Genomic DNA, 19069 nt, shown 5'->3' with positions numbered 1-19069 from the left:
ACTGCCATGCTACAGCCGCAGGATGCCGGACATGTCGACGAACCCCCGTACCTCTCGCTTTTTCGCAATCGCCTTGATGGCGGTGTTGCTGGCCGCCGGCGGGTTCGGCTACTGGAAGTCCCGCCACGATCGTCTGCCGCCAGGCCTGAGCATGGGCAACGGACGCCTGGAGGCCACCGAAGTCCAGATCGCCAGCAAGACGCCCGGGCGCCTGGCCGAGGTCCATGTCGAGGAAGGCGATAACGTCACCAAGGGCCAAGTGCTGGCGCGCATGGACACCCGGACCCTGGAGGCCCAGCGCAACCAGGCCGAAGCCGAAGTTGTACGCGCCCGGCAGAACCTTGCCGCCACCGAGGCCAACGTGCAGTTGCGCCAGAGCGAACAATTGCTTGCCCACCAGGAACTCAAGCGGACTCAAGAACTGTTCAAGCGTGGCTACGCCAGCGGTCAGATCATCGACCAGCAGCAAGCACGCGTAGACACTGCCAACGCCGCCGTCAATGCGGCCCGAGCCCAGGTGTCGGCGGCGACAGCGGCCATCGGCGCGACCCAGGCCCAGGTAGCCCAACTCACCAGTGAAATAGACGACAGCACGTTGCGCGCACCGATCGATGGCGTGATCCAACTGCGCCTGGCCGAGCCGGGCGAAGTGCTGGGCGCCGGTGGACGGGTGCTGCTGATGATCGATCCGAACGACCAGTACATGAATCTCTATCTGCCGGCTTCGGTCGCCGGAAAACTGGCAGTGGGCGATGAGGCACGACTGCTGCTCGACGCCCTGCCCGAACGGCCACTGCCGGCCAGGGTCAGTTTCGTCGCGGCCAAGTCTCAGTTCACGCCCAAGGAAGTCGAAACCCGTGATGAACGCCAGAAGCTGGTGTTTCGCGTCAAGGTGCGCCTGACCCGGCCCGGCGAAGTGCCCCAGGCCAAGCCCGGCATGCCCGGCGCCGGCTACGTGCGCACAGCCCCCATCGACTGGCCGGCCAACTTGCAATGACCGTCAGCGTTGGCGCACCGGCGCTGCGCGCCGCAGCCTTGGAGCATCGCTACGGCCAGCATCTCGCCCTCAGCGACATTGCCTTCAGCCTGCCTGCCGGTACACGCTGTGGCCTGATCGGCCCGGACGGGGCGGGTAAATCGAGCCTGCTCGGGCTGATTGCCGGGGTGAAAAAGCTCCAGCGCGGCGAACTGGACGTACTGGGAGCCTCGATCGAGGACCGTCGTCATCGCAACACCCTCTATCGCCGCATCGCGTTCATGCCGCAAGGGCTGGGCGGCAATCTTTATCCTGACTTATCGATACGTGAAAACGTCCGGTTTTTCGGCACGCTGTTCGGGCTGTCGCGGGCCGAATGCGAGCAACGCATGGGCACATTGCTGCTGGCCACCGACCTCCAGCGTTTTGCCGATCGCCCAGCCGGCAAGCTGTCCGGCGGCATGAAACAGAAGCTCGGCCTGTGCTGTGCATTGATCCACGAGCCGGACCTGCTGATTCTCGACGAACCCACGACTGGCGTGGACCCCTTGTCGCGACGCCGTTTCTGGGAATTGATAGAAGACGTGCGCCGGCAGCGACCGCAACTCACGCTCTTGGTCGCCACGGCCTATATGGAGGAAGCCGAACAATTCGAGCACTGCCTGATGCTCGACAACGGTCGCTTGATCGCCCAAGGACTGAGCGCCGAATTGGCCGCAGTCACGCCCGATGGCAAGCTCGACTCGGCGTTCACGCATTTCCAGGGCGACAATGGCCGCGACGCCCAGCCATTGGCGATTCCGCCCCGATCCGCCGGCACCGCCGACATCGCCATCGAAGCCCACGACCTCACCTTGCGCTTCGGTGATTTCACGGCGGTGGACCGCGTCAGTTTCGCGATTGGGCGTGGCGAGATTTTCGGTTTCCTGGGCTCCAACGGTTGCGGCAAGACCACCACCATGAAAGTGCTGACCGGACTGATGCCGGCCAGCGAAGGCACCGCTCGCCTGCTAGGCAATCCAGTCAACGCCAAGGACCTCGCCACCCGCAAACGCGTAGGCTTCATGTCCCAGAGCTTTTCACTGTATGGCGAATTGAGCGTGCGTCAGAACCTGGCCCTGCACGCGAAGCTGTTCGACTTGCCCAAGAGCGAAAGCGCCAGCCGTATCGAAGAATTGATCCAGCGCTTCAAGCTCCAGGACTTTAGCGACCAACCCTCCGGGGCGCTTCCCCTGGGCTTGCGCCAGCGCCTGTCCCTGGCGGTGGCGGTGCTGCATCGCCCGGAAGTGCTGATTCTCGACGAACCGACCTCCGGCGTGGACCCGGCCGCGCGGGATGATTTCTGGCGCCTGCTGATCGAGTTGTCTCGCGAACAGGGCGTGACGATTTTTCTCTCCACGCACTTCATGAACGAAGCCCAACGCTGCGACCGCATTTCACTGATGCACGCCGGCAAGGTCCTGGCTTGCGATACCCCCGCAGCCCTACAGGCGCAGTTCAACGGCCAGACCCTGGAAGCCGCGTTCGTTACGTGTCTGGAACAGGCCCAAGGCGAGGCGCAGCCGGACGCCGTTCCCGTCGCCCTCGATAATGCCGATGCCCCACCGGAACGACGCGGCCTCAGCTTCGGTCGCCTGCTGGCCGTCGCCAACCGCGAAGGCAAGGAACTGCTGCGCGACAAAGTGCGTATGGCGTTCGCCCTGCTCGGCGCCCTGTTCATGATGGTGATCTTTGGCTACGGCATCTCCCTGGACGTGGAGAAACTCGCCTTCGCCGTGTACGACCAGGACCAGAGCCCGCAAAGCCGCGCCTACCTGGAAGCGTTTCGCAGTTCGCGCTACTTCGAGGAGCAGCCGGTCATCCGGGACGCGGCCGAACTGCATCGACGCCTGCAACGCTCGGAAATCAAGCTGGCCCTGGAAATACCACCCGGTTTTGGTCGCGATCTGTATGCCGGTCGGCAACCCACCGTCGGCGCCTGGCTGGACGGTGGCATGCCGTTTCGCGCCGAGACCAGTCGCAACTATGTCCAAGCGGTGCATCAGGCCAACCTCGAACAGTGGGCCGAACAGAGCAGCCCGGCGCGAAACCCGCAAGCCACGGCCAAACTGGAAACCCGGTTTCGCTACAACCAGGACGTGGTCAGCGTGAACGCCATCGGGCCGGGCGTGATGGCCCTGATCCTCGCGTTCATTCCCGCCATGTTGACCGCCCTGGGCATCGTGCGGGAAAAGGAGCTGGGCTCGATCACCAACTTCTATGCCACGCCGCTGACCCGCCTGGAATTCCTGTTGGGCAAACAAGCGCCCTACCTGGCCGTGAGCCTGGTCAACCTGGCCCTGCTGACGGCGATGAATCGCTGGCTGTTCGGCGTGCCATTCAAGGGCAGCGGTCTGACACTGGCAGTTGGCGGCCTGCTCTACGTGCTGGCGACCACCAGCATGGGCTTGTTGATCTCGGCGTTCACCCGCACCCAGATCGCGGCGATCCTCGGCACCATGATCATCACCAGCCTGCCGACCATTCAATTCTCGGGGCTGATCGTGCCGCGCTCGTCCTTGGAGGGCGCAGCGTCGGTGATGGGCCAGTTGTTTCCCGCCGGTTATTTCCTCGATATCGCCGTCGGCACGTTCACCAAGGCTCTGGACTTGCGCCAGTTGTGGCCGCAATGCCTGGCGTTATTCGGTTTTTTCCTGGGCTTCACCGGGCTCAGCCTGATCATGCTGAAAAAGCAGGAGGCCTGATGCACACGCTTTCACATATCTGGCGCCTTGGGCTCAAGGAATTGACCAGCCTGAGGTACGACTCTGTCCTGCTGTTGTTCTTGGGCTACGCCTTCACGGTGGCGATCTACATGCCGGCCGCCGGTTCGGTGATCGGCGTCCACAATGCCAGCGTGGCGGTGGTGGACGAAGACCAGAGCCATGTTTCCCGCCAATTGGCCCAGGTGCTTCAACCGCCGGAATTCCAAGCCCCGGTGGCGCTGCCCTACACCGAACTGGACAAGGTCATGGACAGCGGCCACTACACCTTTGTGATCAACGTACCCGCCAACTTCCAGGCCGATCTGCTCGCCGGACGCGAGCCGGCGCTGCAACTGAACGTCGATGCCACGGCCATGAGCCAGGCCTTCATGGGGGCCGGCTATATCGGACGGATTTTCCAACAGGAACTGTTGGCCTACAGCGGCCAGGCGCAAACCCGCGAGCAAACGCCCGTGAGGCTGACCACCCGCGCGCTGTTCAATACCAATCTGGAGGGTGGCTGGTTCCTGGCGGTGATCCAGATCGTCAATAACATCACGATCCTGGCGATCATCCTGACCGGCACCGCACTGCTGCGCGAACGCGAGCACGGCACCCTCGACCACCTGCTGGTGCTGCCACTGACGGCGCTGGAAATCATGCTGGCGAAAATCTGGAGCAATATGCTGGTGGTCGTGCTGTGCACCTGGGCATCACTGGAAATCATCGTCAGGTTCGCACTGGGCGTGCCCCTTGCCGGCTCCATGTTGCTGTTCCTGTTGGTGACTGCGCTCTACCTGTTCGCCAGCACCGCCCTGGGCATCTTCCTTGCCACCCTGGCCCGCTCGACGCCGCAATTCGGTTTGCTGTCGATCCCGGTCATCATCCCGATGCTGCTGTTGTCCGGCGGCAGTACGCCGCTGGACAGCATGCCGCAATGGCTGCAATGGGTGATGCAAGGATCGCCTTCGACCCACTTCGTCAGCCTCAGTGCAGCGATCCTGTTCCGTGACGCAGGCGTTGGCGTGGTATGGCCGGACCTGCTGGCACTGGCGGCCATCGGGCTGGTGTTCTTTGCCATTGCCCTGGGACGTTTTCGTAAAAGCCTGGCTTCGTGATAAAGCACAGCCTCGGGCAACGCGCGGATATCCGGGCGCTGCCCAAGGCTGCGAACCTGTCTTTTATTGAATGATCAGGTTATTGAACAACAAATCTTCCACCATCGGCTTGCCGGTTTCGTCGTTCATCACCTGCTGGGTCTGTTTCAAGGCTTCTTGACGCAGTTTTTCCTTGGCTTCGAGGCTGTTCATCGTCTCGCTGGTCTGCTGGGCGAACAGCGCCACCAATTGGTTGCGAATCAGCGGCTCGTTGGCCTTCACCGCCGCAGCGGCGGCTTCGCCGGTCACGCGCAGAGCCACATCGGCCTTGTAGACCTTCAACTTCGCAGTGCCGTCCAAGCCATAATTGCCCACGAACGGTGGGCTGAGGGTGATGTAGCTGACCTTCGGCGCCTCGCCTTCTTTCACTTCCTTGGCCTCTTCGGCCATCGCCGCCACGGGCAACGACAGGGCCAGCAACAACATGATCCGCGCTTTCAAAATTGATTCCTCATTCGGTTTGCGGCCCAGCATACCGCCCCGCCGTTCAAGCACAAGCTTATGGCCGGCTATCAGGGCGAGGCATGCTCGTTGACCCGTCGACTCTCACACCTACACTTATCGGCCATCACTCCCAAAGGAATAGCCCTGATGAAAGCCGTGCTGTGCAAAGAATTCGGTCCTGCCGAATCGCTGGTGCTGGAAGACGTCGCCAGCCCCGTCGCGAAGAAAAACGAAGTGCTGCTGGATGTGCATGCCGCCGGGGTGAATTTCCCTGACACGCTGATCATCGAGGGTAAATATCAATTCAAGCCGCCCTTCCCGTTTTCCCCCGGGGGCGAAGCGGCAGGCGTGGTTCGTGAGGTGGGTGAAAAAGTCAGTCACCTGAAGGTGGGTGACCGGGTGATGGCGCTGACCGGCTGGGGCAGCTTTGCCGAACAGGTCGCGGTGCCGGGCTATAACGTGCTGCCGATCCCTGCGTCCATGGATTTCAACACCGCGGCGGCTTTCAGCATGACCTACGGCACCTCGATGCACGCGCTCAAGCAGCGGGCCCACCTGCAACCGGGCGAAACCCTGCTGGTGCTCGGCGCTTCCGGTGGCGTCGGCCTCGCGGCGGTGGAAATCGGCAAGGCCATGGGTGCCAGGGTGATCGCCGCCGCCAGCAGCGCAGGGAAGCTCGCCGTGGCCAAGGCCGCCGGTGCCGATGAATTGATCAACTACAGCGAAACCAGCCTGAAGGAGGAAATCAAGCGCCTCACCGATGGCCAGGGCGCCGATGTGATCTACGACCCGGTGGGCGGCGACCTGTTCGACCAGGCTATCCGCGCCATCGCCTGGAACGGTCGGCTGCTGGTGGTCGGCTTCGCCAGCGGGCGCATTCCCGAGCTACCGGTGAACCTGGCGCTGCTCAAAGGTGCCGCCGTGCTCGGCGTGTTCTGGGGTTCGTTCGCCCAGCGCCAACCCCAGGACAACGCCGCCAACTTCCAGCAATTGTTCGGCTGGTTTGCCGAAGGCAAGCTCAAACCGCTGGTGTCGCAGACTTACCCGCTGGGCAACGCCGCCCAGGCGATCAACGATCTGGCGCAGCGCAAGGCCGTGGGGAAAGTGGTCGTGCAGGTGCGTTGAATCCCTCAAGGCGGTCCACCTGAGCCGTGGACCGCGTCTGCTCCAGCCGCCTGACGCCACGGTCCTGACGGGCGGTAAGCTATCCATCGGCGACCGTCCCTGCAACGCCCCGTGCTTATCCCCGCGCGATATGTTCGTTTAAGAACATCCTTTCGAGAAAACTTCCTCTTTTTAGCGATGAGAATCAATGCTATTTTCGGTAACGAAACTGTAACATTCGCATCCGCAGTCATAACAAGAAACTGGAGCCCTTGAATGTTTGCTTTCTTTCGTCCCGCCGCTCATCAGGCGTCCCTGCCTGAAGAAAAAATAGACAGTACCTACCGACGCCTTCGCTGGCAGATCTTTGCCGGCATCTTCTTTGGCTACGCCGGGTATTACCTGCTGCGCAAGAATTTCTCCCTGGCCATGCCATACCTGATCGACGAGGGCTATACCCGTGGTCAACTGGGCCTGGCCATGTCGGCCATCGCCATTGCCTATGGGCTTTCGAAGTTCCTGATGGGCCTGGTGTCCGATCGCTCCAACCCGCGCTACTTCCTGCCCTTCGGCTTGCTGGTCTCGGCAGGCGTGATGTTCATTTTCGGTTTCGCACCTTGGGCGACGTCCAGCGTGACCATCATGTTCATCCTGCTGTTCATCAACGGTTGGGCCCAGGGCATGGGCTGGCCGCCGAGCGGGCGGACCATGGTGCACTGGTGGTCGCAAAAGGAACGCGGCGGCGTGGTGTCGGTGTGGAACGTGGCGCACAACGTCGGCGGCGGCCTGATCGGCCCGCTGTTCCTGTTGGGGATGGGCTGGTTCAACGACTGGCATTCTGCATTCTATGTCCCCGCTACCGTGGCGCTTGCCGTGGCGGTGTTTGCTTTCGTGACCATGCGCGACACGCCGCAATCGGTAGGCCTGCCGCCGATCGAGAAATACAAGAACGATTACCCGGAAGGCTACGACGCCAGTCACGAGAACGAATTCAGCGCCAAGGAAATCTTCGTCAAATACGTGCTGCGCAACAAGATGCTCTGGTACATCGCCCTGGCCAACGTCTTCGTCTATCTGCTGCGCTACGGCGTGCTGGACTGGGCGCCAACCTACCTCAAGGAAGCCAAGGGTTTCACAGTCGACAAAAGCTCCTGGGCCTATTTCTTCTATGAATGGGCAGGCATTCCCGGCACGTTGCTGTGCGGCTGGATGTCGGACAAGATCTTTCGTGGCAACCGTGGCCTGACCGGCATGGTGTTCATGGCGCTGGTGACCGTGGCAACGCTGGTGTATTGGCTGAACCCGGCCGGCAACCCGACCGTTGACATGATCGCCCTGGTTTCCATCGGCTTCCTGATCTACGGCCCGGTGATGCTGATCGGTTTGCAGGCACTTGAACTGGCGCCGAAGAAAGCCGCCGGTACCGCCGCAGGCTTCACGGGGCTGTTTGGTTACCTGGGAGGTTCAGTCGCGGCCAGTGCCGCTATGGGCTACACCGTGGACCATTTCGGTTGGGACGGTGGTTTTGTGCTGCTGATCGGCGCCTGCCTGCTGTCGATGGCGTTCCTCGCGCCAACCCTGAGGCACAAGCAAGTCGCCAGTCAGAGCCGCAAAGCGGTAGCCTGATCCAGCGCTGATTTGCAGCGCTTGAGCCGCGCCTCCAGATTTCGGTCTGGCATGGCGTGGCTGCGCAGGGCCTGAATGGTCTGCTCGACGTAGTCGCGGGTGGTGCCATACCGCCCGCAGGCGCTTTCGAACACCTGGCTCAGCACATGGTCCGGCAAGTTGCCGGCATAACTGGGCAGGTGTCGTTCGAGCACAAACCCCAGGGCCTGCACCCGACTGCCATCTTCGAGGCGGCAACTGAGCCAGTGGGGACGATAGGACGGGAATGGCATCTCGCGCTGCCACAAGGCAAACAGCGATTCCTCGAGATTATCCTCCGGCAGTCGATAAGCGAAGCCGCTGCACGAGCCGCCGCGATCCAGCCCGAATACCAGCCCCGGCAACTCCGGGGTGCCGCGATGTTCGTGGGACCATAAATACAAGCCACGATGATAGCCATGGACCCGGCCGCGCACCCGCTCAACCGCCGTGCATTCAGGCCGCCAGATCAATGAACCGTAGGCGAACAGCCAGACCGGGCCGCCCTGGTGAAGACCCATGGTCAATTGCATCGAGGCGAGCAATTGCTCACGCGTCAGCTTCGGTCCCAGGTCAAGCCGTGGCGGGTATGGGGCACAGATAATGGCGGATTCGATAGCGGTCATGGCCGGTAGCGTAGGGCTCCTCGCAATTGATATAGCTCGATAGCGCGCCGTCATGACGCTGACGCTCGGCAGAATCAAGGCAAATTGAATGCCATCCGGGGGCGCTGTTATATACCTTAACGGCATCTGGCCGGCGGACTAAATACCGAATCGGCATATTCGCTGATATATGCGTGTGGCAAGGGAGCTTGCTCCCTCACCACAGGATCCTGGGTCAGCCGCTAAGTCCGTGGCGCATATGCGAAAACATCGGCGCGCATCTGGTGCGCGTCCATTCCGGCATCTACCAGTGCGTCGAGGGTGGCGTAGATCATCGCCGGCGAGCCGCTGGCATAGACATGCACTCTGGAAAGATCGCTGATGTCCTCGCACACGGCTTCATGGAGCATCCCGCAACGGCCTTCCCACCCACACAGATCGCTGACGACTTTGTGCAGGTACAGGTTCGGCAGTTTTTTCCATTCATCCCAATGTTCGATTTCATAGAAATCGTCCGGTCGCCGCACGCCCCAATACAGATGCACCGGATGCTTGAAACCCTCGGCACGGCAATGCTCGATCAGGCTGTGCATCTGCGCCATGCCGGTACCGGCAGCGATCAGCACCAACGGACCGTCCGGCAGTTCAGACAGATGAGTGTCGCCAAAGGGCATTTCGATGCGCACGTTGGGATTGCGACGCAGTTGCTCCAGCAGCGCTTGTGCACTGCTTTCGCGCGCCAGGACATGCAGTTGCAGCTCGCGGCCGGCGTGGGGCGCCGAGGCCAGGGAGAATGCCGACTTCTCACCGTTCTCCCGTTCGATCATCAGGTATTGCCCAGCGTGATAGCGCGGCGGCTTGCCGGCCGGCGCGCGCAGGCGAACCCGCCAGACATCGCCACCCACCTCGGCGCATTCGATGACCTGGCAAGACAGCTGTCGTACCGGCAATTCACCCGGCGACAACACGCCATCCCACAGCACCACGCAGTCTTCCAGCGGTTCGGCGATGCACGTAAAGATCTCACCGTGATCGCGCACCTCGCCTGCCTGTTTCACACGGCCCTCCACCAGCAACGCGCCACACACATGGCAGTTGCCGTTGCGGCAGCTTTGCGGGCATTCATAGCCCAGGCGCCGCGCGCCATCGAGGATCCGCTCGGCGGGCTGGATTTCCAGCACCGCACCGGAAGGCTGCAAGGTTACACGCATCAATCTATTCCTAACTGATTCCAGATGGCATCGATCCGTTGGGTAACGGCTTCATCCTTGACGATAACCCGGCCCCACTCACGGGTGGTTTCACCCGGCCATTTATGCGTGGCGTCGAGCCCCATCTTCGACCCCAGGCCGGATACCGGCGAAGCGAAGTCGAGGTAGTCGATCGGCGTGTTCTCGATCATTACCGTGTCGCGCTTGGGGTCCATGCGCGTGGTGATGGCCCAGATCACATCGTTCCAGTCCCGTGCGTTGATATCGTCGTCAGTGACGATAACGAACTTGGTGTACATGAACTGTCGCAAAAACGACCAGACCCCGAGCATCACCCGCTTGGCGTGCCCCGGATACGACTTCTTCATGGTCACCACGGCCATCCGGTACGAACAACCTTCCGGCGGCAGGTAGAAGTCGGTGATCTCCGGAAATTGCTTCTGCAGGATCGGCACGAAGACTTCGTTCAGCGCCACGCCGAGAATGGCTGGTTCATCCGGCGGACGGCCGGTGTAGGTGCTGTGGTAGATCGGCTTGATCCGATGGGTGATGCGCTCGACGGTGAACACCGGGAAGCTGTCGACTTCATTGTAGTAACCGGTGTGGTCGCCATACGGCCCTTCATCGGCCATCTCGCCGGGATGAATCACGCCTTCGAGGATGATTTCGGCGGTGGCCGGCACCTGTAGGTCGTTGCCACGGCATTTCACCAACTCGGTGCGGTTACCGCGCAACAGGCCGGCGAAGGCATATTCAGAGAGGCTGTCAGGCACCGGCGTGACGGCGCCCAGGATAGTCGCCGGGTCCGCGCCCAGGGCAACCGACACCGGGAATGGCTGGCCAGGGTGTTTTTCACACCACTCACGGTAATCCAGCGCGCCGCCCCGATGGCTCAGCCAGCGCATGATGACCTTGTTGCGGCCAATCACCTGCTGACGATAGATGCCCAGGTTCTGGCGATCCTTGTTCGGACCTTTGGTGACGGTCAGGCCCCAGGTGATCAACGGCCCGACATCGCCCGGCCAGCAGGTCTGCACCGGCAGCATGCCGAGGTCGACATCGTCGCCCTCGATCACCACTTCCTGGCAGATCGCGTCCTTGACGACTTTCGGCGCCATGGAAATGATCTTGCGGAAAATCGGCAGCTTGGACCAAGCGTCCTTCAGGCCTTTCGGTGGCTCGGGCTCCTTGAGGAACGCCAGCAGCTTGCCGATCTCGCGCAGTTCACTGACAGCTTCGGCGCCCATGCCCAAGGCCACGCGCTCAGGCGTGCCAAACAAATTGCCGAGCACCGGGATGTCGTAGCCCGTAGGATTCTCGAACAACAGCGCCGGGCCTTTTGCGCGCAGGGTGCGGTCGCAGACCTCGGTCATTTCCAGTACGGGAGACACCGGCACCTGGATGCGCTTGAGTTCGCCGCGTTGTTCCAGACCGCTGATAAAGTCGCGCAAATCGCGATACTGCATGCAAGAGCCTCATGGTGGCCGTGGCGTTCGGGGGCCCGAGTTTAACGCCGCCCGTCCAGAATAGTGAATGCACAGATAGCAAAAAGCCGGGTTTCCCCGGCTCTTGCTGGTCTGTCTTGCTCGACTTACTTGCGCTTCATCGACAGGAAGAACTCATCGTTGGTCTTGGTCGCTTTCAACTTGTCGACCAGGAACTCGATGGCTGCGACTTCATCCATCGGATGCAGCAGCTTGCGCAGGATCCACATGCGTTGCAATTCATCGTCGGCGGTCAGCAACTCTTCGCGGCGGGTGCCGGAACGGTTGATGTTGATGGCCGGGAATACACGCTTCTCGGCGATCCGACGATCCAGGGGCAGCTCCATGTTACCGGTACCCTTGAATTCTTCGTAGATCACTTCGTCCATCTTCGAGCCGGTTTCAACCAGCGCGGTGGCGATGATGGTCAGCGAACCGCCTTCCTCGATGTTTCGCGCGGCACCGAAGAAACGCTTCGGCTTTTCCAGCGCGTGGGCGTCGACACCACCGGTCAGCACCTTGCCGGAGCTCGGGATCACGGTGTTGTAGGCACGGGCCAGACGGGTGATGGAGTCTAGCAGGATCACCACGTCCTTCTTGTGTTCGACCAGGCGCTTGGCCTTCTCGATCACCATTTCGGCAACCTGCACGTGGCGGGTCGGCGGCTCGTCGAATGTAGAGGCAACCACTTCGCCGCGCACGGTGCGCTGCATCTCGGTCACTTCTTCCGGACGCTCGTCGATCAGCAGCACGATCAGATGAACTTCAGGGTTGTTACGCGCGATGTTGGCCGCGATGTTCTGCAGCATGATCGTCTTGCCCGCTTTCGGCGGCGCCACGATCAGACCACGCTGGCCTTTGCCGATGGGTGCGCACAGGTCGATGACACGACCGGTGAGGTCTTCGGTGGAACCGTTGCCGGCTTCCATCTTCATGCGCACGGTCGGGAACAGCGGAGTCAGGTTCTCGAAGAGAATCTTGTTTTTCGCGTTTTCCGGACGGTCGAAGTTGATCGTGTCGACCTTGAGCAGCGCGAAATAACGCTCGCCTTCCTTCGGAGGGCGGATCTTGCCAACGATGGTGTCACCGGTGCGCAAGTTGAAGCGACGGATCTGGCTCGGCGAGACGTAGATATCGTCTGGGCCGGCGAGATAGGAAGCGTCTGCGGAGCGAAGAAAGCCGAAGCCGTCCTGGAGAATCTCCAGCACGCCATCACCGGAGATTTCCTCGCCGCTTTTCGCGTGCTTCTTGAGCAGGGAGAAAATCACGTCCTGCTTGCGCGAACGGGCCATATTTTCTATGCCCATCTGTTCGGCCAATTCGAGCAGTTCGGTAATCGGCTTTTGCTTGAGTTCAGTCAGATTCATATAGGAATGACGTAATCATTTATGGAGGGGGGAAATTAAGCTTTTGGCTTAATGAGGCCGCGCCGCGGAGAAGGCGACAGGATCGCGTACTTGTTCGAAAGGAGAGCGTCGGCGACGGCTTGCAGGGGGCACTGGAGAAACCAGTGCGGGGCCGAATGTAACACCTGGGTTTGCAAGCGTCTAGCCCCGGATAACGAAAAAGCCCCGCGATTTGCGGGGCTTTTCCAGTGGCATTCGGCGCTTAGATGTTGGCGTCGAGGAAAGCAGCCAGTTGCGACTTCGACAGCGCACCGACCTTGGTGGCTTCGACGTTGCCGTTCTTGAACAGCATCAGGGTCGGGATACCACGCACGCCGTGCTTGGCCGGAGTCTCCTGGTTTTCGTCGATGTTCAGCTTGGCAATGGTCAGCTTGCCTTTGTAAGTCTCGGCAATTTCGTCCAGGACCGGGGCGATCATTTTGCACGGACCGCACCACTCAGCCCAATAGTCGACCAGTACTGCGCCTTCGGCCTTGAGTACGTCAGCCTCGAAGCTAGCGTCGCTAACGTGTTTAATCAGATCGCTGCTCATGGAAATCTCCGGGGTTGTCAGCAAAAAAACGTGGCCCATCATAGCGGCCCTTCCAAGGTTCAGGAAGCCGCAGTTGATTGAGTCTCGCTATGGCGCAAGCCGTATTTGTGTATAGCCCAACTTACGAGGCAGCGGGCGCAACGAAGGAAATACCGGTACGCAGCGCAGCGTTACGTACATGTTCCTGCATGGCTTTTTGCGCAGCGCCCGAAGCACGACGGGCCAGGGCGCGCAGGATCTTGCGATGTTCCTGCCAGGTTTCCATGGCCCGCTCCGCCCTGATGAACGGTAGCTTCTGGCTTTCCAGGAAGATGTCGGCGCTGGCGACAAGGATGCTCAACATCGCCTGGTTGCCGCTGGCCAGCAGGATACGTCGATGGAACTCGAAATCCAGCCGCGCCGCCGCGTCGAAATCCCCTGATTTCAGCTCCCGGCGCATGGCTTGGACATTGTCTTCCAGCATGTCGAGCTCATCGGCACTCAGCGTCACCGCCGCCAACCCGGCCGCGAAACCCTCCAGGGCGTAGCGCAACTGGAAGATATCCACCGGCGAAGCCTGGGCCGCGAACGGCCAGCCTGGCGCCGACTCGCTGCGCGGCACTTCGGCCGATGACTGCACGAATACACCCTTGCCTGGTTGTACGCTGATCATGCCCAAGGCACTCAACGACGACAGCGCTTCACGCAACGACGCCCGACTCACACCCAGTCGCAGCGCCAAGTCCCGTTGCGACGGCAGCGCATCGCCCGGGCCGAAGCCTTCATCGACGATCAGTTTGCGGATGGCTTGCAGGGCCACTTCAGGAACGGCACGAGCGATGGAATTCATGATTTTTCAGACGAACCGGGCCAGTGAGCGGCTAGTTGTAAAGCTATTCGCCGCGCCCGGCAAGTCGTGCCCCAGCAGGGTTCGGCGACAAATGCCGACGCCCGATAAAGGTGCGAAACACGACGCAACTGTTCAGACCAGTAAGACCGATCGCCACCAGCAAAACCGTGGCCTTGGCCAATTAAACGTCGCCTTGGCATGGCCTGTGCTCTGTCCGAACGCAGAATTCACATCACCGATTGCGGAGATTCGCCATGATTCAGCGTTGCAGCGCCCTGCTCACAGCCCTGTTTGCCAGCCTGATGCTTTGCCAGCTGCCCGCCCACGCCGATGGCCTGGAAGACGTGGTCAAGCGTGGCACCCTCAAGGTCGCCGTGCCCCAGGACTTCCCGCCATTCGGCTCGGTGGGCCCGGACATGAAGCCCCGCGGCCTGGACATCGATACCGCACAACTGCTGGCCGACCAACTCAAGGTCAAGCTGGAGCTGACCCCGGTCAACAGCACCAACCGCATCCCGTTCCTGACCACCGGCAAGGTCGACCTGGTCATCTCCAGCCTGGGCAAGAACCCGGAGCGCGAGAAGGTCATCGACTTTTCACGCGCCTACGCGCCGTTCTACCTGGCGGTGTTCGGCCCGCCTGACGCGGCGATCAATGGCCTGGACGACCTCAAGGGCAAGACCATCAGCGTCACCCGTGGCGCCATCGAGGACATCGAGCTGACCAAGGTCGCTCCCGAAGGCGTCACCATCAAGCGCTTCGAAGACAACAACTCGACCATTGCCGCCTACCTGGCCGGCCAGGTGGACCTGATCGCCAGCGGCAACGTGGTAATGGTCGCCATCAGCGAGCGCAACCCCAAGCGCGTCCCGGCCCTGAAAGTGAAACTCAAGGATTCGCCGGTGTATGTGGGCGTGAACAAGAACGAGCCGGCCTTGCTGGACAAGGTCAACCAGATCCTCGCCACGGCGAAAACCGATGGCAGCCTCGAGAAAAACGCCCAGACCTGGCTCAAGCAACCGCTGCCGGCCGACCTCTGACCGCTGCTTGAGAGGCTGAGCATGGCTTATCAGTTCGACTTTCTGCCGGTGGTGCAAAACACCGAGCTGCTGCTGCGCGGCGCGCTGTTCACCTTGGAACTGACGGCCATTGGTGCATTGCTCGGGGTCAGCCTGGGCATCGTCGGGGCCGTGGTGCGGGCGTGGAACATTCGTCCGTTCGCAGCCATCTTCGGCGTGTACGTGGAGCTGATCCGCAACACGCCGTTCCTGGTGCAGCTGTTTTTCATTTTCTTCGGCCTGCCGTCCCTGGGCGTGCAGATCTCCGAGTGGCAGGCCGCAGTGCTGGCGATGGTGATCAACCTCGGCGCCTACTCCACCGAGATCATTCGCGCGGGTATCCAGGCCGTTCCGCGGGGGCAACTGGAAGCCGCCGCGGCCCTGGCCATGAGCCGCTTCGAAGCCTTTCGCCACGTGGTGCTGCTGCCGGCGCTGGGCAAGGTCTGGCCGGCCCTGAGCAGCCAGATCATCATCGTGATGCTTGGCTCGGCGGTCTGTTCGCAGATCGCTACCGAGGAGCTGAGCTTCGCCGCCAACTTCATTCAGTCGCGCAATTTCCGCGCGTTCGAAACCTACGCACTGACCACGCTGATCTACTTGTGCATGGCGCTGTTGATCCGTCAGTTCCTCAACTGGCTGGGTCGTCGCTACATTTCCAGGAGCCGCCAATGAGCGATTTCACTTTCTGGGACGTGGTGCGCAACTTGCTCACGGGCCTGCAATGGACGCTGGCGTTATCGCTGGTGGCGTTTATCGGCGGCGGTGTGATCGGCTTGCTGGTGATGGTGTTGCGCATTTCCAAGAATGCCCTGCCGCGTAATATCGCCCGCACCTACATCGAGTTGTTCCAAGGCACACCACTGTTGATGCAACTGTTCCTGGTGTTTTTCGGCGTGGCGCTGGCCGGGGTGGAGATTTCGCCGTGGATGGCGGCGGCGATTGCCCTGACGCTGTTTACCAGCGCTTACCTGGCGGAGATCTGGCGCGGTTGCGTCGAGTCGATCTCCAATGGCCAGTGGGAAGCCTCCGCAAGCCTGGCCCTCACCCCACTGGAACAGCTGCGCTATGTGATCCTGCCCCAGGCCCTGCGCATTGCCGTGGCGCCAACCGTGGGCTTTTCCGTGCAGGTGGTCAAAGGCACCGCCGTCACGTCGATCATTGGCTTTACCGAACTGACCAAGACCGGCGGCATGCTCGCCAACGCCACGTTCGAGCCGTTCATGGTGTATGGCCTGGTGGCCCTCGGTTATTTCCTGCTCTGCTACCCCCTGTCCCTCAGTGCGCGCTACCTGGAAAGGAGACTGCATGCCTCTGCTTAGAATTTCCGCCCTGCATAAATACTACGGCGATCACCACGTGCTCAAAGGCATCGACCTGAGCGTCGAGGAAGGCCAGGTGGTGGCGATCATCGGCCGCAGCGGCTCGGGCAAGTCCACCTTGCTGCGCACCCTCAATGGCCTGGAATCGATCAACGACGGCGTGATCGAAGTGGACGGCGAATACCTCGACGCCGCCCGCGCCGACCTGCGCAGCCTGCGGCAGAAAGTCGGGATGGTGTTCCAGCAGTTCAACCTGTTCCCGCACCTGACGGTCGGCGAGAACGTGATGCTTGCGCCGCAGGTTGTACAGAAAGTATCCAAGAGCAAGGCCGCCGAGCTGGCGCGGCAGATGCTGGAGCGGGTTGGCCTCGGCGAAAAATTCGATGCCTTCCCGGACCGCCTGTCCGGCGGCCAGCAGCAACGGGTCGCCATCGCCCGCGCCTTGGCAATGTCGCCCAAGGTGCTGCTGTGCGACGAAATCACCTCGGCCCTGGACCCGGAACTGGTCAACGAAGTGCTCAGCGTGGTGCGGCAACTGGCCAAGGAAGGCATGACGCTGATCATGGTCACTCACGAAATGCGCTTTGCCCGGGAAGTCGGGGATAAGCTGGTGTTCATGCATCAGGGCAAGGTGCATGAGGTGGGCGATCCCAAGATATTGTTTGCCAATCCGCAGACCGCGGAACTGGCGAATTTCATTGGGACGGTTGAGCACGCCTGAGGTTGGGGAAACCCTGTGGCGAGGGAGCTTGCTCCCGCTCGACTGCGCAGCAGTCGCAGGATCCGCCTGTCGATTTATTCCTGATATACCGGGTTGATTGGCTTTAGGGCCGCTGCGCAGCCCAGCGGGAGCAAGCTCCCTCGCCACAGGAAACCCAAGCAACCCTGCCTCGGGTCAACGGTTTGGTTCAGGCGCGTTGGCGTAAGCGGTCGATCGTGGCAGGATGGCGGGGTTATCGACCGAGATTTTTTGACCATGCCGTCATCCCAAGCCAAGAATCTGTCCCTGATCGCTGCCATAGACCTGGGCTCCAACAGCTTCCACATGGTCGTCGCCAAGGCCCAGAACGGGGAAATTCGCATTCTTGAGCGACTCGGCGAAAAGGTCCAACTGGCCGCCGGCATCGACGAAGAGCGCCGACTGAGCGAAGAATCCATCCAGCGCGGGCTCGATTGCCTCAAGCGGTTTGCCCAATTGATCAACGGCATGCCCCTGGGCGCGGTGCGGATCGTTGGCACCAACGCCCTGCGCGAGGCGCGCAACCGCGGCGAATTCATCCGCCGTGCCGAAGAAATCCTCGGCCATCCGGTGGAAGTCATCTCTGGCCGTGAAGAAGCCCGCCTGATCTACCTCGGCGTCTCCCACACCCTGGCCGACACGCCGGGCAAGCGCCTGGTGGCGGACATCGGCGGCGGCAGTACCGAGTTCATCATCGGCCAGCGTTTCGAACCACTGCTGCGCGAAAGCCTGCAGATGGGCTGCGTCAGCTACACCCAGCGCTATTTCCGCGACGGCAAGATCACGCCGGCCCGCTATGCCCAGGCCTACACGGCGGCGCGCCTGGAAATCATGAGCATCGAACATGCCTTGCATCGCCTGACCTGGGATGAAGCCATTGGCTCCTCGGGCACCATTCGCGCCATCGGCCTGGCCCTCAAGGCCGGCGGCCATGGCAGCGGTGAGGTCAATGCCGAGGGCCTGGCCTGGCTCAAGCGCAAGGTGTTCAAGCTCGGCGAAGCGGACAAGATCGATTTCGAAGGCATCAAGCCTGATCGCCGGGCCATTTTCCCGGCAGGCCTGGCGATCCTCGAAGCCATCTTCGATGCCCTGGAACTGCAACGCATGGATCACTGTGAGGGCGCCCTGCGCGAAGGCGTGCTCTACGATCTGCTGGGTCGTCATCACCACGAAGACGTCCGGGAACGCACCCTGGGCTCGCTCATGGAGCGTTATCACGTCGACCAGGAACAGGCCGCGCGGGTCGAGCGCAAGGCGTTGCATGCTTTCGACCAGGTGGCCGACGACTGGGACCTGAACGACGGAGTCTGGCGTGAACTGCTGGGCTGGGCCGCCAAGGTGCACGAAGTGGGCCTGGACATCGCCCACTACCACTACCACAAGCACGGCGCCTATTTGATCGAGCACTCGGACCTGGCCGGGTTTTCCCGGGAGGACCAACAGATGCTCGCGCTGTTGGTGCGTGGCCACCGCCGCAATATTCCCAAGGATAAGTTTGCCGAGTTCGGCGATGACGGCATCAAGCTGATTCGCCTGTGCGTGCTGCTGCGCTTTGCGATTCTGTTCCACCACATCCGTGGCACCCAGGAAATGCCCCAGGTCACCCTGCACGCCGACGGCGCCCAGCTGGATGTGCTGTTTCCGGAAAACTGGCTGGAAGAGAACCAATTGACCCAGGCGGACTTCGCCCAGGAAGCCGAATGGCTGACCCGGGTCGGGATTGTGCTGAACATCCACTGAGCCCTGCGCAGCCTCCGTGGCGAGGGAGCTTGCTCCCGCTGGAGGGCGAAGCCCTCCCAAGAGCGGCTGCGATGATT

The 19069-nt window shown here is 61.5% G+C and carries 17 protein-coding genes; 10 read left to right on the top strand and 7 right to left on the bottom strand.

What is annotated here, in order from left to right; all coding sequences use genetic code 11:
* The first annotated feature begins 31 nt into the window (after window positions 1-31).
* The 3 genes from PFLQ2_RS26080 to PFLQ2_RS26090 are packed head-to-tail and all read left to right on the top strand — an operon-like array spanning window position 32 to window position 4838.
* On the top strand, window positions 32-997 hold the full coding sequence (locus PFLQ2_RS26080) for an HlyD family secretion protein (protein WP_003177360.1): 966 nt from the start codon (window positions 32-34) through the stop codon (window positions 995-997).
* Window positions 994-3720 carry a ribosome-associated ATPase/putative transporter RbbA gene (rbbA, locus tag PFLQ2_RS26085; RefSeq protein ID WP_003177359.1) on the top strand — a complete coding sequence of 909 codons (2727 nt, stop codon included), beginning with the start codon at window positions 994-996 and terminating at the stop codon, window positions 3718-3720. The genes PFLQ2_RS26080 and rbbA overlap by 4 nt, the downstream gene beginning before the upstream one ends.
* Entirely contained in the window at window positions 3720-4838 is a 1119-nt protein-coding gene (locus PFLQ2_RS26090; RefSeq protein ID WP_003177358.1) for an ABC transporter permease, read from the top strand. Before rbbA ends, PFLQ2_RS26090 begins: the two co-directional genes overlap by 1 nt.
* A 63-nt stretch (window positions 4839-4901) precedes the next feature.
* Here the strand turns inward: PFLQ2_RS26090 and PFLQ2_RS26095 are convergent, their stop codons facing one another.
* Entirely contained in the window at window positions 4902-5318 is a 417-nt protein-coding gene (locus tag PFLQ2_RS26095; RefSeq protein ID WP_003177357.1) for a flagellar basal body-associated protein FliL, read from the bottom strand.
* Between the two features lie 150 nt (window positions 5319-5468).
* On the opposite strand from PFLQ2_RS26095, the gene PFLQ2_RS26100 reads away from it, so the two are divergent.
* Window positions 5469-6446, top strand: a complete 978-nt coding sequence (locus PFLQ2_RS26100; protein ID WP_003177356.1) for an NADPH:quinone oxidoreductase family protein — start codon at window positions 5469-5471, stop codon at window positions 6444-6446.
* A 255-nt stretch (window positions 6447-6701) separates the two neighbouring features.
* The gene (gene glpT / locus PFLQ2_RS26105) at window positions 6702-8051 is read left to right on the top strand and encodes a glycerol-3-phosphate transporter (RefSeq protein WP_003177354.1); all 1350 of its coding nucleotides are present in this window, start codon (window positions 6702-6704) and stop codon (window positions 8049-8051) included.
* On the opposite strand, the gene PFLQ2_RS26110 is transcribed toward glpT, so the two are convergent.
* The 6 genes from PFLQ2_RS26110 to PFLQ2_RS26135 form a co-directional block, all read right to left on the bottom strand.
* Window positions 8027-8695 carry a gamma-glutamylcyclotransferase gene (locus PFLQ2_RS26110; protein ID WP_003177353.1) on the bottom strand — a complete coding sequence of 223 codons (669 nt, stop codon included), beginning with the start codon at window positions 8693-8695 and terminating at the stop codon, window positions 8027-8029. The two genes, glpT and PFLQ2_RS26110, sit on opposite strands and share 25 nt — an antisense overlap.
* Before the next feature lie 221 nt (window positions 8696-8916).
* Window positions 8917-9885 carry a CDP-6-deoxy-delta-3,4-glucoseen reductase gene (locus PFLQ2_RS26115; RefSeq protein ID WP_003177352.1) on the bottom strand — a complete coding sequence of 323 codons (969 nt, stop codon included), beginning with the start codon at window positions 9883-9885 and terminating at the stop codon, window positions 8917-8919.
* Complete coding sequence (gene ubiD, locus PFLQ2_RS26120) at window positions 9885-11351, bottom strand: 4-hydroxy-3-polyprenylbenzoate decarboxylase (RefSeq protein WP_003177351.1); 1467 nt, start codon at window positions 11349-11351, stop codon at window positions 9885-9887. Before ubiD ends, PFLQ2_RS26115 begins: the two co-directional genes overlap by 1 nt.
* 125 nt (window positions 11352-11476) lie before the next feature.
* Window positions 11477-12736 carry a transcription termination factor Rho gene (gene rho, locus PFLQ2_RS26125; protein WP_003177350.1) on the bottom strand — a complete coding sequence of 420 codons (1260 nt, stop codon included), beginning with the start codon at window positions 12734-12736 and terminating at the stop codon, window positions 11477-11479.
* Between the two features lie 241 nt (window positions 12737-12977).
* Window positions 12978-13307 carry a thioredoxin TrxA gene (gene trxA, locus PFLQ2_RS26130; protein ID WP_003177349.1) on the bottom strand — a complete coding sequence of 110 codons (330 nt, stop codon included), beginning with the start codon at window positions 13305-13307 and terminating at the stop codon, window positions 12978-12980.
* Window positions 13308-13428: 121 nt separating this feature from the next.
* Entirely contained in the window at window positions 13429-14136 is a 708-nt protein-coding gene (locus tag PFLQ2_RS26135) for a FadR/GntR family transcriptional regulator (protein WP_003177348.1), read from the bottom strand.
* A gap of 254 nt (window positions 14137-14390) precedes the next feature.
* On the opposite strand from PFLQ2_RS26135, the gene PFLQ2_RS26140 reads away from it, so the two are divergent.
* The 5 genes from PFLQ2_RS26140 (at window position 14391) to ppx (ending at window position 18992) form a co-directional block, all read left to right on the top strand.
* Window positions 14391-15176, top strand: coding sequence for a transporter substrate-binding domain-containing protein (locus PFLQ2_RS26140; RefSeq protein WP_003177347.1), 786 nt, complete (start codon window positions 14391-14393; stop codon window positions 15174-15176).
* A 21-nt stretch (window positions 15177-15197) separates the two neighbouring features.
* On the top strand, window positions 15198-15866 hold the full coding sequence (locus tag PFLQ2_RS26145; protein ID WP_003177346.1) for an amino acid ABC transporter permease: 669 nt from the start codon (window positions 15198-15200) through the stop codon (window positions 15864-15866).
* A complete protein-coding gene (locus PFLQ2_RS26150; protein ID WP_003177345.1) occupies window positions 15863-16513 on the top strand; it encodes an amino acid ABC transporter permease in 651 nt (216 codons plus the stop codon). The genes PFLQ2_RS26145 and PFLQ2_RS26150 overlap by 4 nt, the downstream gene beginning before the upstream one ends.
* Complete coding sequence (locus PFLQ2_RS26155) at window positions 16500-17234, top strand: amino acid ABC transporter ATP-binding protein (protein WP_003177344.1); 735 nt, start codon at window positions 16500-16502, stop codon at window positions 17232-17234. Before PFLQ2_RS26150 ends, PFLQ2_RS26155 begins: the two co-directional genes overlap by 14 nt.
* A 255-nt stretch (window positions 17235-17489) precedes the next feature.
* Window positions 17490-18992: an exopolyphosphatase gene (ppx, locus tag PFLQ2_RS26160; protein WP_003177343.1), complete on the top strand. Its 1503-nt coding sequence runs from the start codon at window positions 17490-17492 to the stop codon at window positions 18990-18992.
* Window positions 18993-19069 lie beyond the last annotated feature (77 nt).

The organism is Pseudomonas fluorescens Q2-87, assembly GCF_000281895.1.
Lineage (GTDB): Bacteria > Pseudomonadota > Gammaproteobacteria > Pseudomonadales > Pseudomonadaceae > Aquipseudomonas > Aquipseudomonas fluorescens_S.
The sequence above is the reverse complement of the archived record's forward strand: the minus strand, read 5'-3'. Positions and strand labels throughout refer to the sequence as shown.

What these genes read in the sequence shown, in the direction of transcription:
- PFLQ2_RS26080 (WP_003177360.1), top strand. Translation starts at nt 32, where the DNA reads ATGTCGACGAACCCCCGTACCTCTCGCTTTTTCGCAATCGCCTTGATG.
- rbbA (WP_003177359.1), top strand. Translation starts at nt 994, where the DNA reads ATGACCGTCAGCGTTGGCGCACCGGCGCTGCGCGCCGCAGCCTTGGAG.
- PFLQ2_RS26090 (WP_003177358.1), top strand. Translation starts at nt 3,720, where the DNA reads ATGCACACGCTTTCACATATCTGGCGCCTTGGGCTCAAGGAATTGACC.
- PFLQ2_RS26100 (WP_003177356.1), top strand. Translation starts at nt 5,469, where the DNA reads ATGAAAGCCGTGCTGTGCAAAGAATTCGGTCCTGCCGAATCGCTGGTG.
- glpT (WP_003177354.1), top strand. Translation starts at nt 6,702, where the DNA reads ATGTTTGCTTTCTTTCGTCCCGCCGCTCATCAGGCGTCCCTGCCTGAA.
- PFLQ2_RS26110 (WP_003177353.1), bottom strand. Translation starts at nt 8,695, where the DNA reads ATGACCGCTATCGAATCCGCCATTATCTGTGCCCCATACCCGCCACGG.
- PFLQ2_RS26115 (WP_003177352.1), bottom strand. Translation starts at nt 9,885, where the DNA reads ATGCGTGTAACCTTGCAGCCTTCCGGTGCGGTGCTGGAAATCCAGCCC.
- ubiD (WP_003177351.1), bottom strand. Translation starts at nt 11,351, where the DNA reads ATGCAGTATCGCGATTTGCGCGACTTTATCAGCGGTCTGGAACAACGC.
- rho (WP_003177350.1), bottom strand. Translation starts at nt 12,736, where the DNA reads ATGAATCTGACTGAACTCAAGCAAAAGCCGATTACCGAACTGCTCGAA.
- trxA (WP_003177349.1), bottom strand. Translation starts at nt 13,307, where the DNA reads ATGAGCAGCGATCTGATTAAACACGTTAGCGACGCTAGCTTCGAGGCT.
- PFLQ2_RS26135 (WP_003177348.1), bottom strand. Translation starts at nt 14,136, where the DNA reads ATGAATTCCATCGCTCGTGCCGTTCCTGAAGTGGCCCTGCAAGCCATC.
- PFLQ2_RS26140 (WP_003177347.1), top strand. Translation starts at nt 14,391, where the DNA reads ATGATTCAGCGTTGCAGCGCCCTGCTCACAGCCCTGTTTGCCAGCCTG.
- PFLQ2_RS26145 (WP_003177346.1), top strand. Translation starts at nt 15,198, where the DNA reads ATGGCTTATCAGTTCGACTTTCTGCCGGTGGTGCAAAACACCGAGCTG.
- PFLQ2_RS26150 (WP_003177345.1), top strand. Translation starts at nt 15,863, where the DNA reads ATGAGCGATTTCACTTTCTGGGACGTGGTGCGCAACTTGCTCACGGGC.
- PFLQ2_RS26155 (WP_003177344.1), top strand. Translation starts at nt 16,500, where the DNA reads ATGCCTCTGCTTAGAATTTCCGCCCTGCATAAATACTACGGCGATCAC.
- ppx (WP_003177343.1), top strand. Translation starts at nt 17,490, where the DNA reads ATGCCGTCATCCCAAGCCAAGAATCTGTCCCTGATCGCTGCCATAGAC.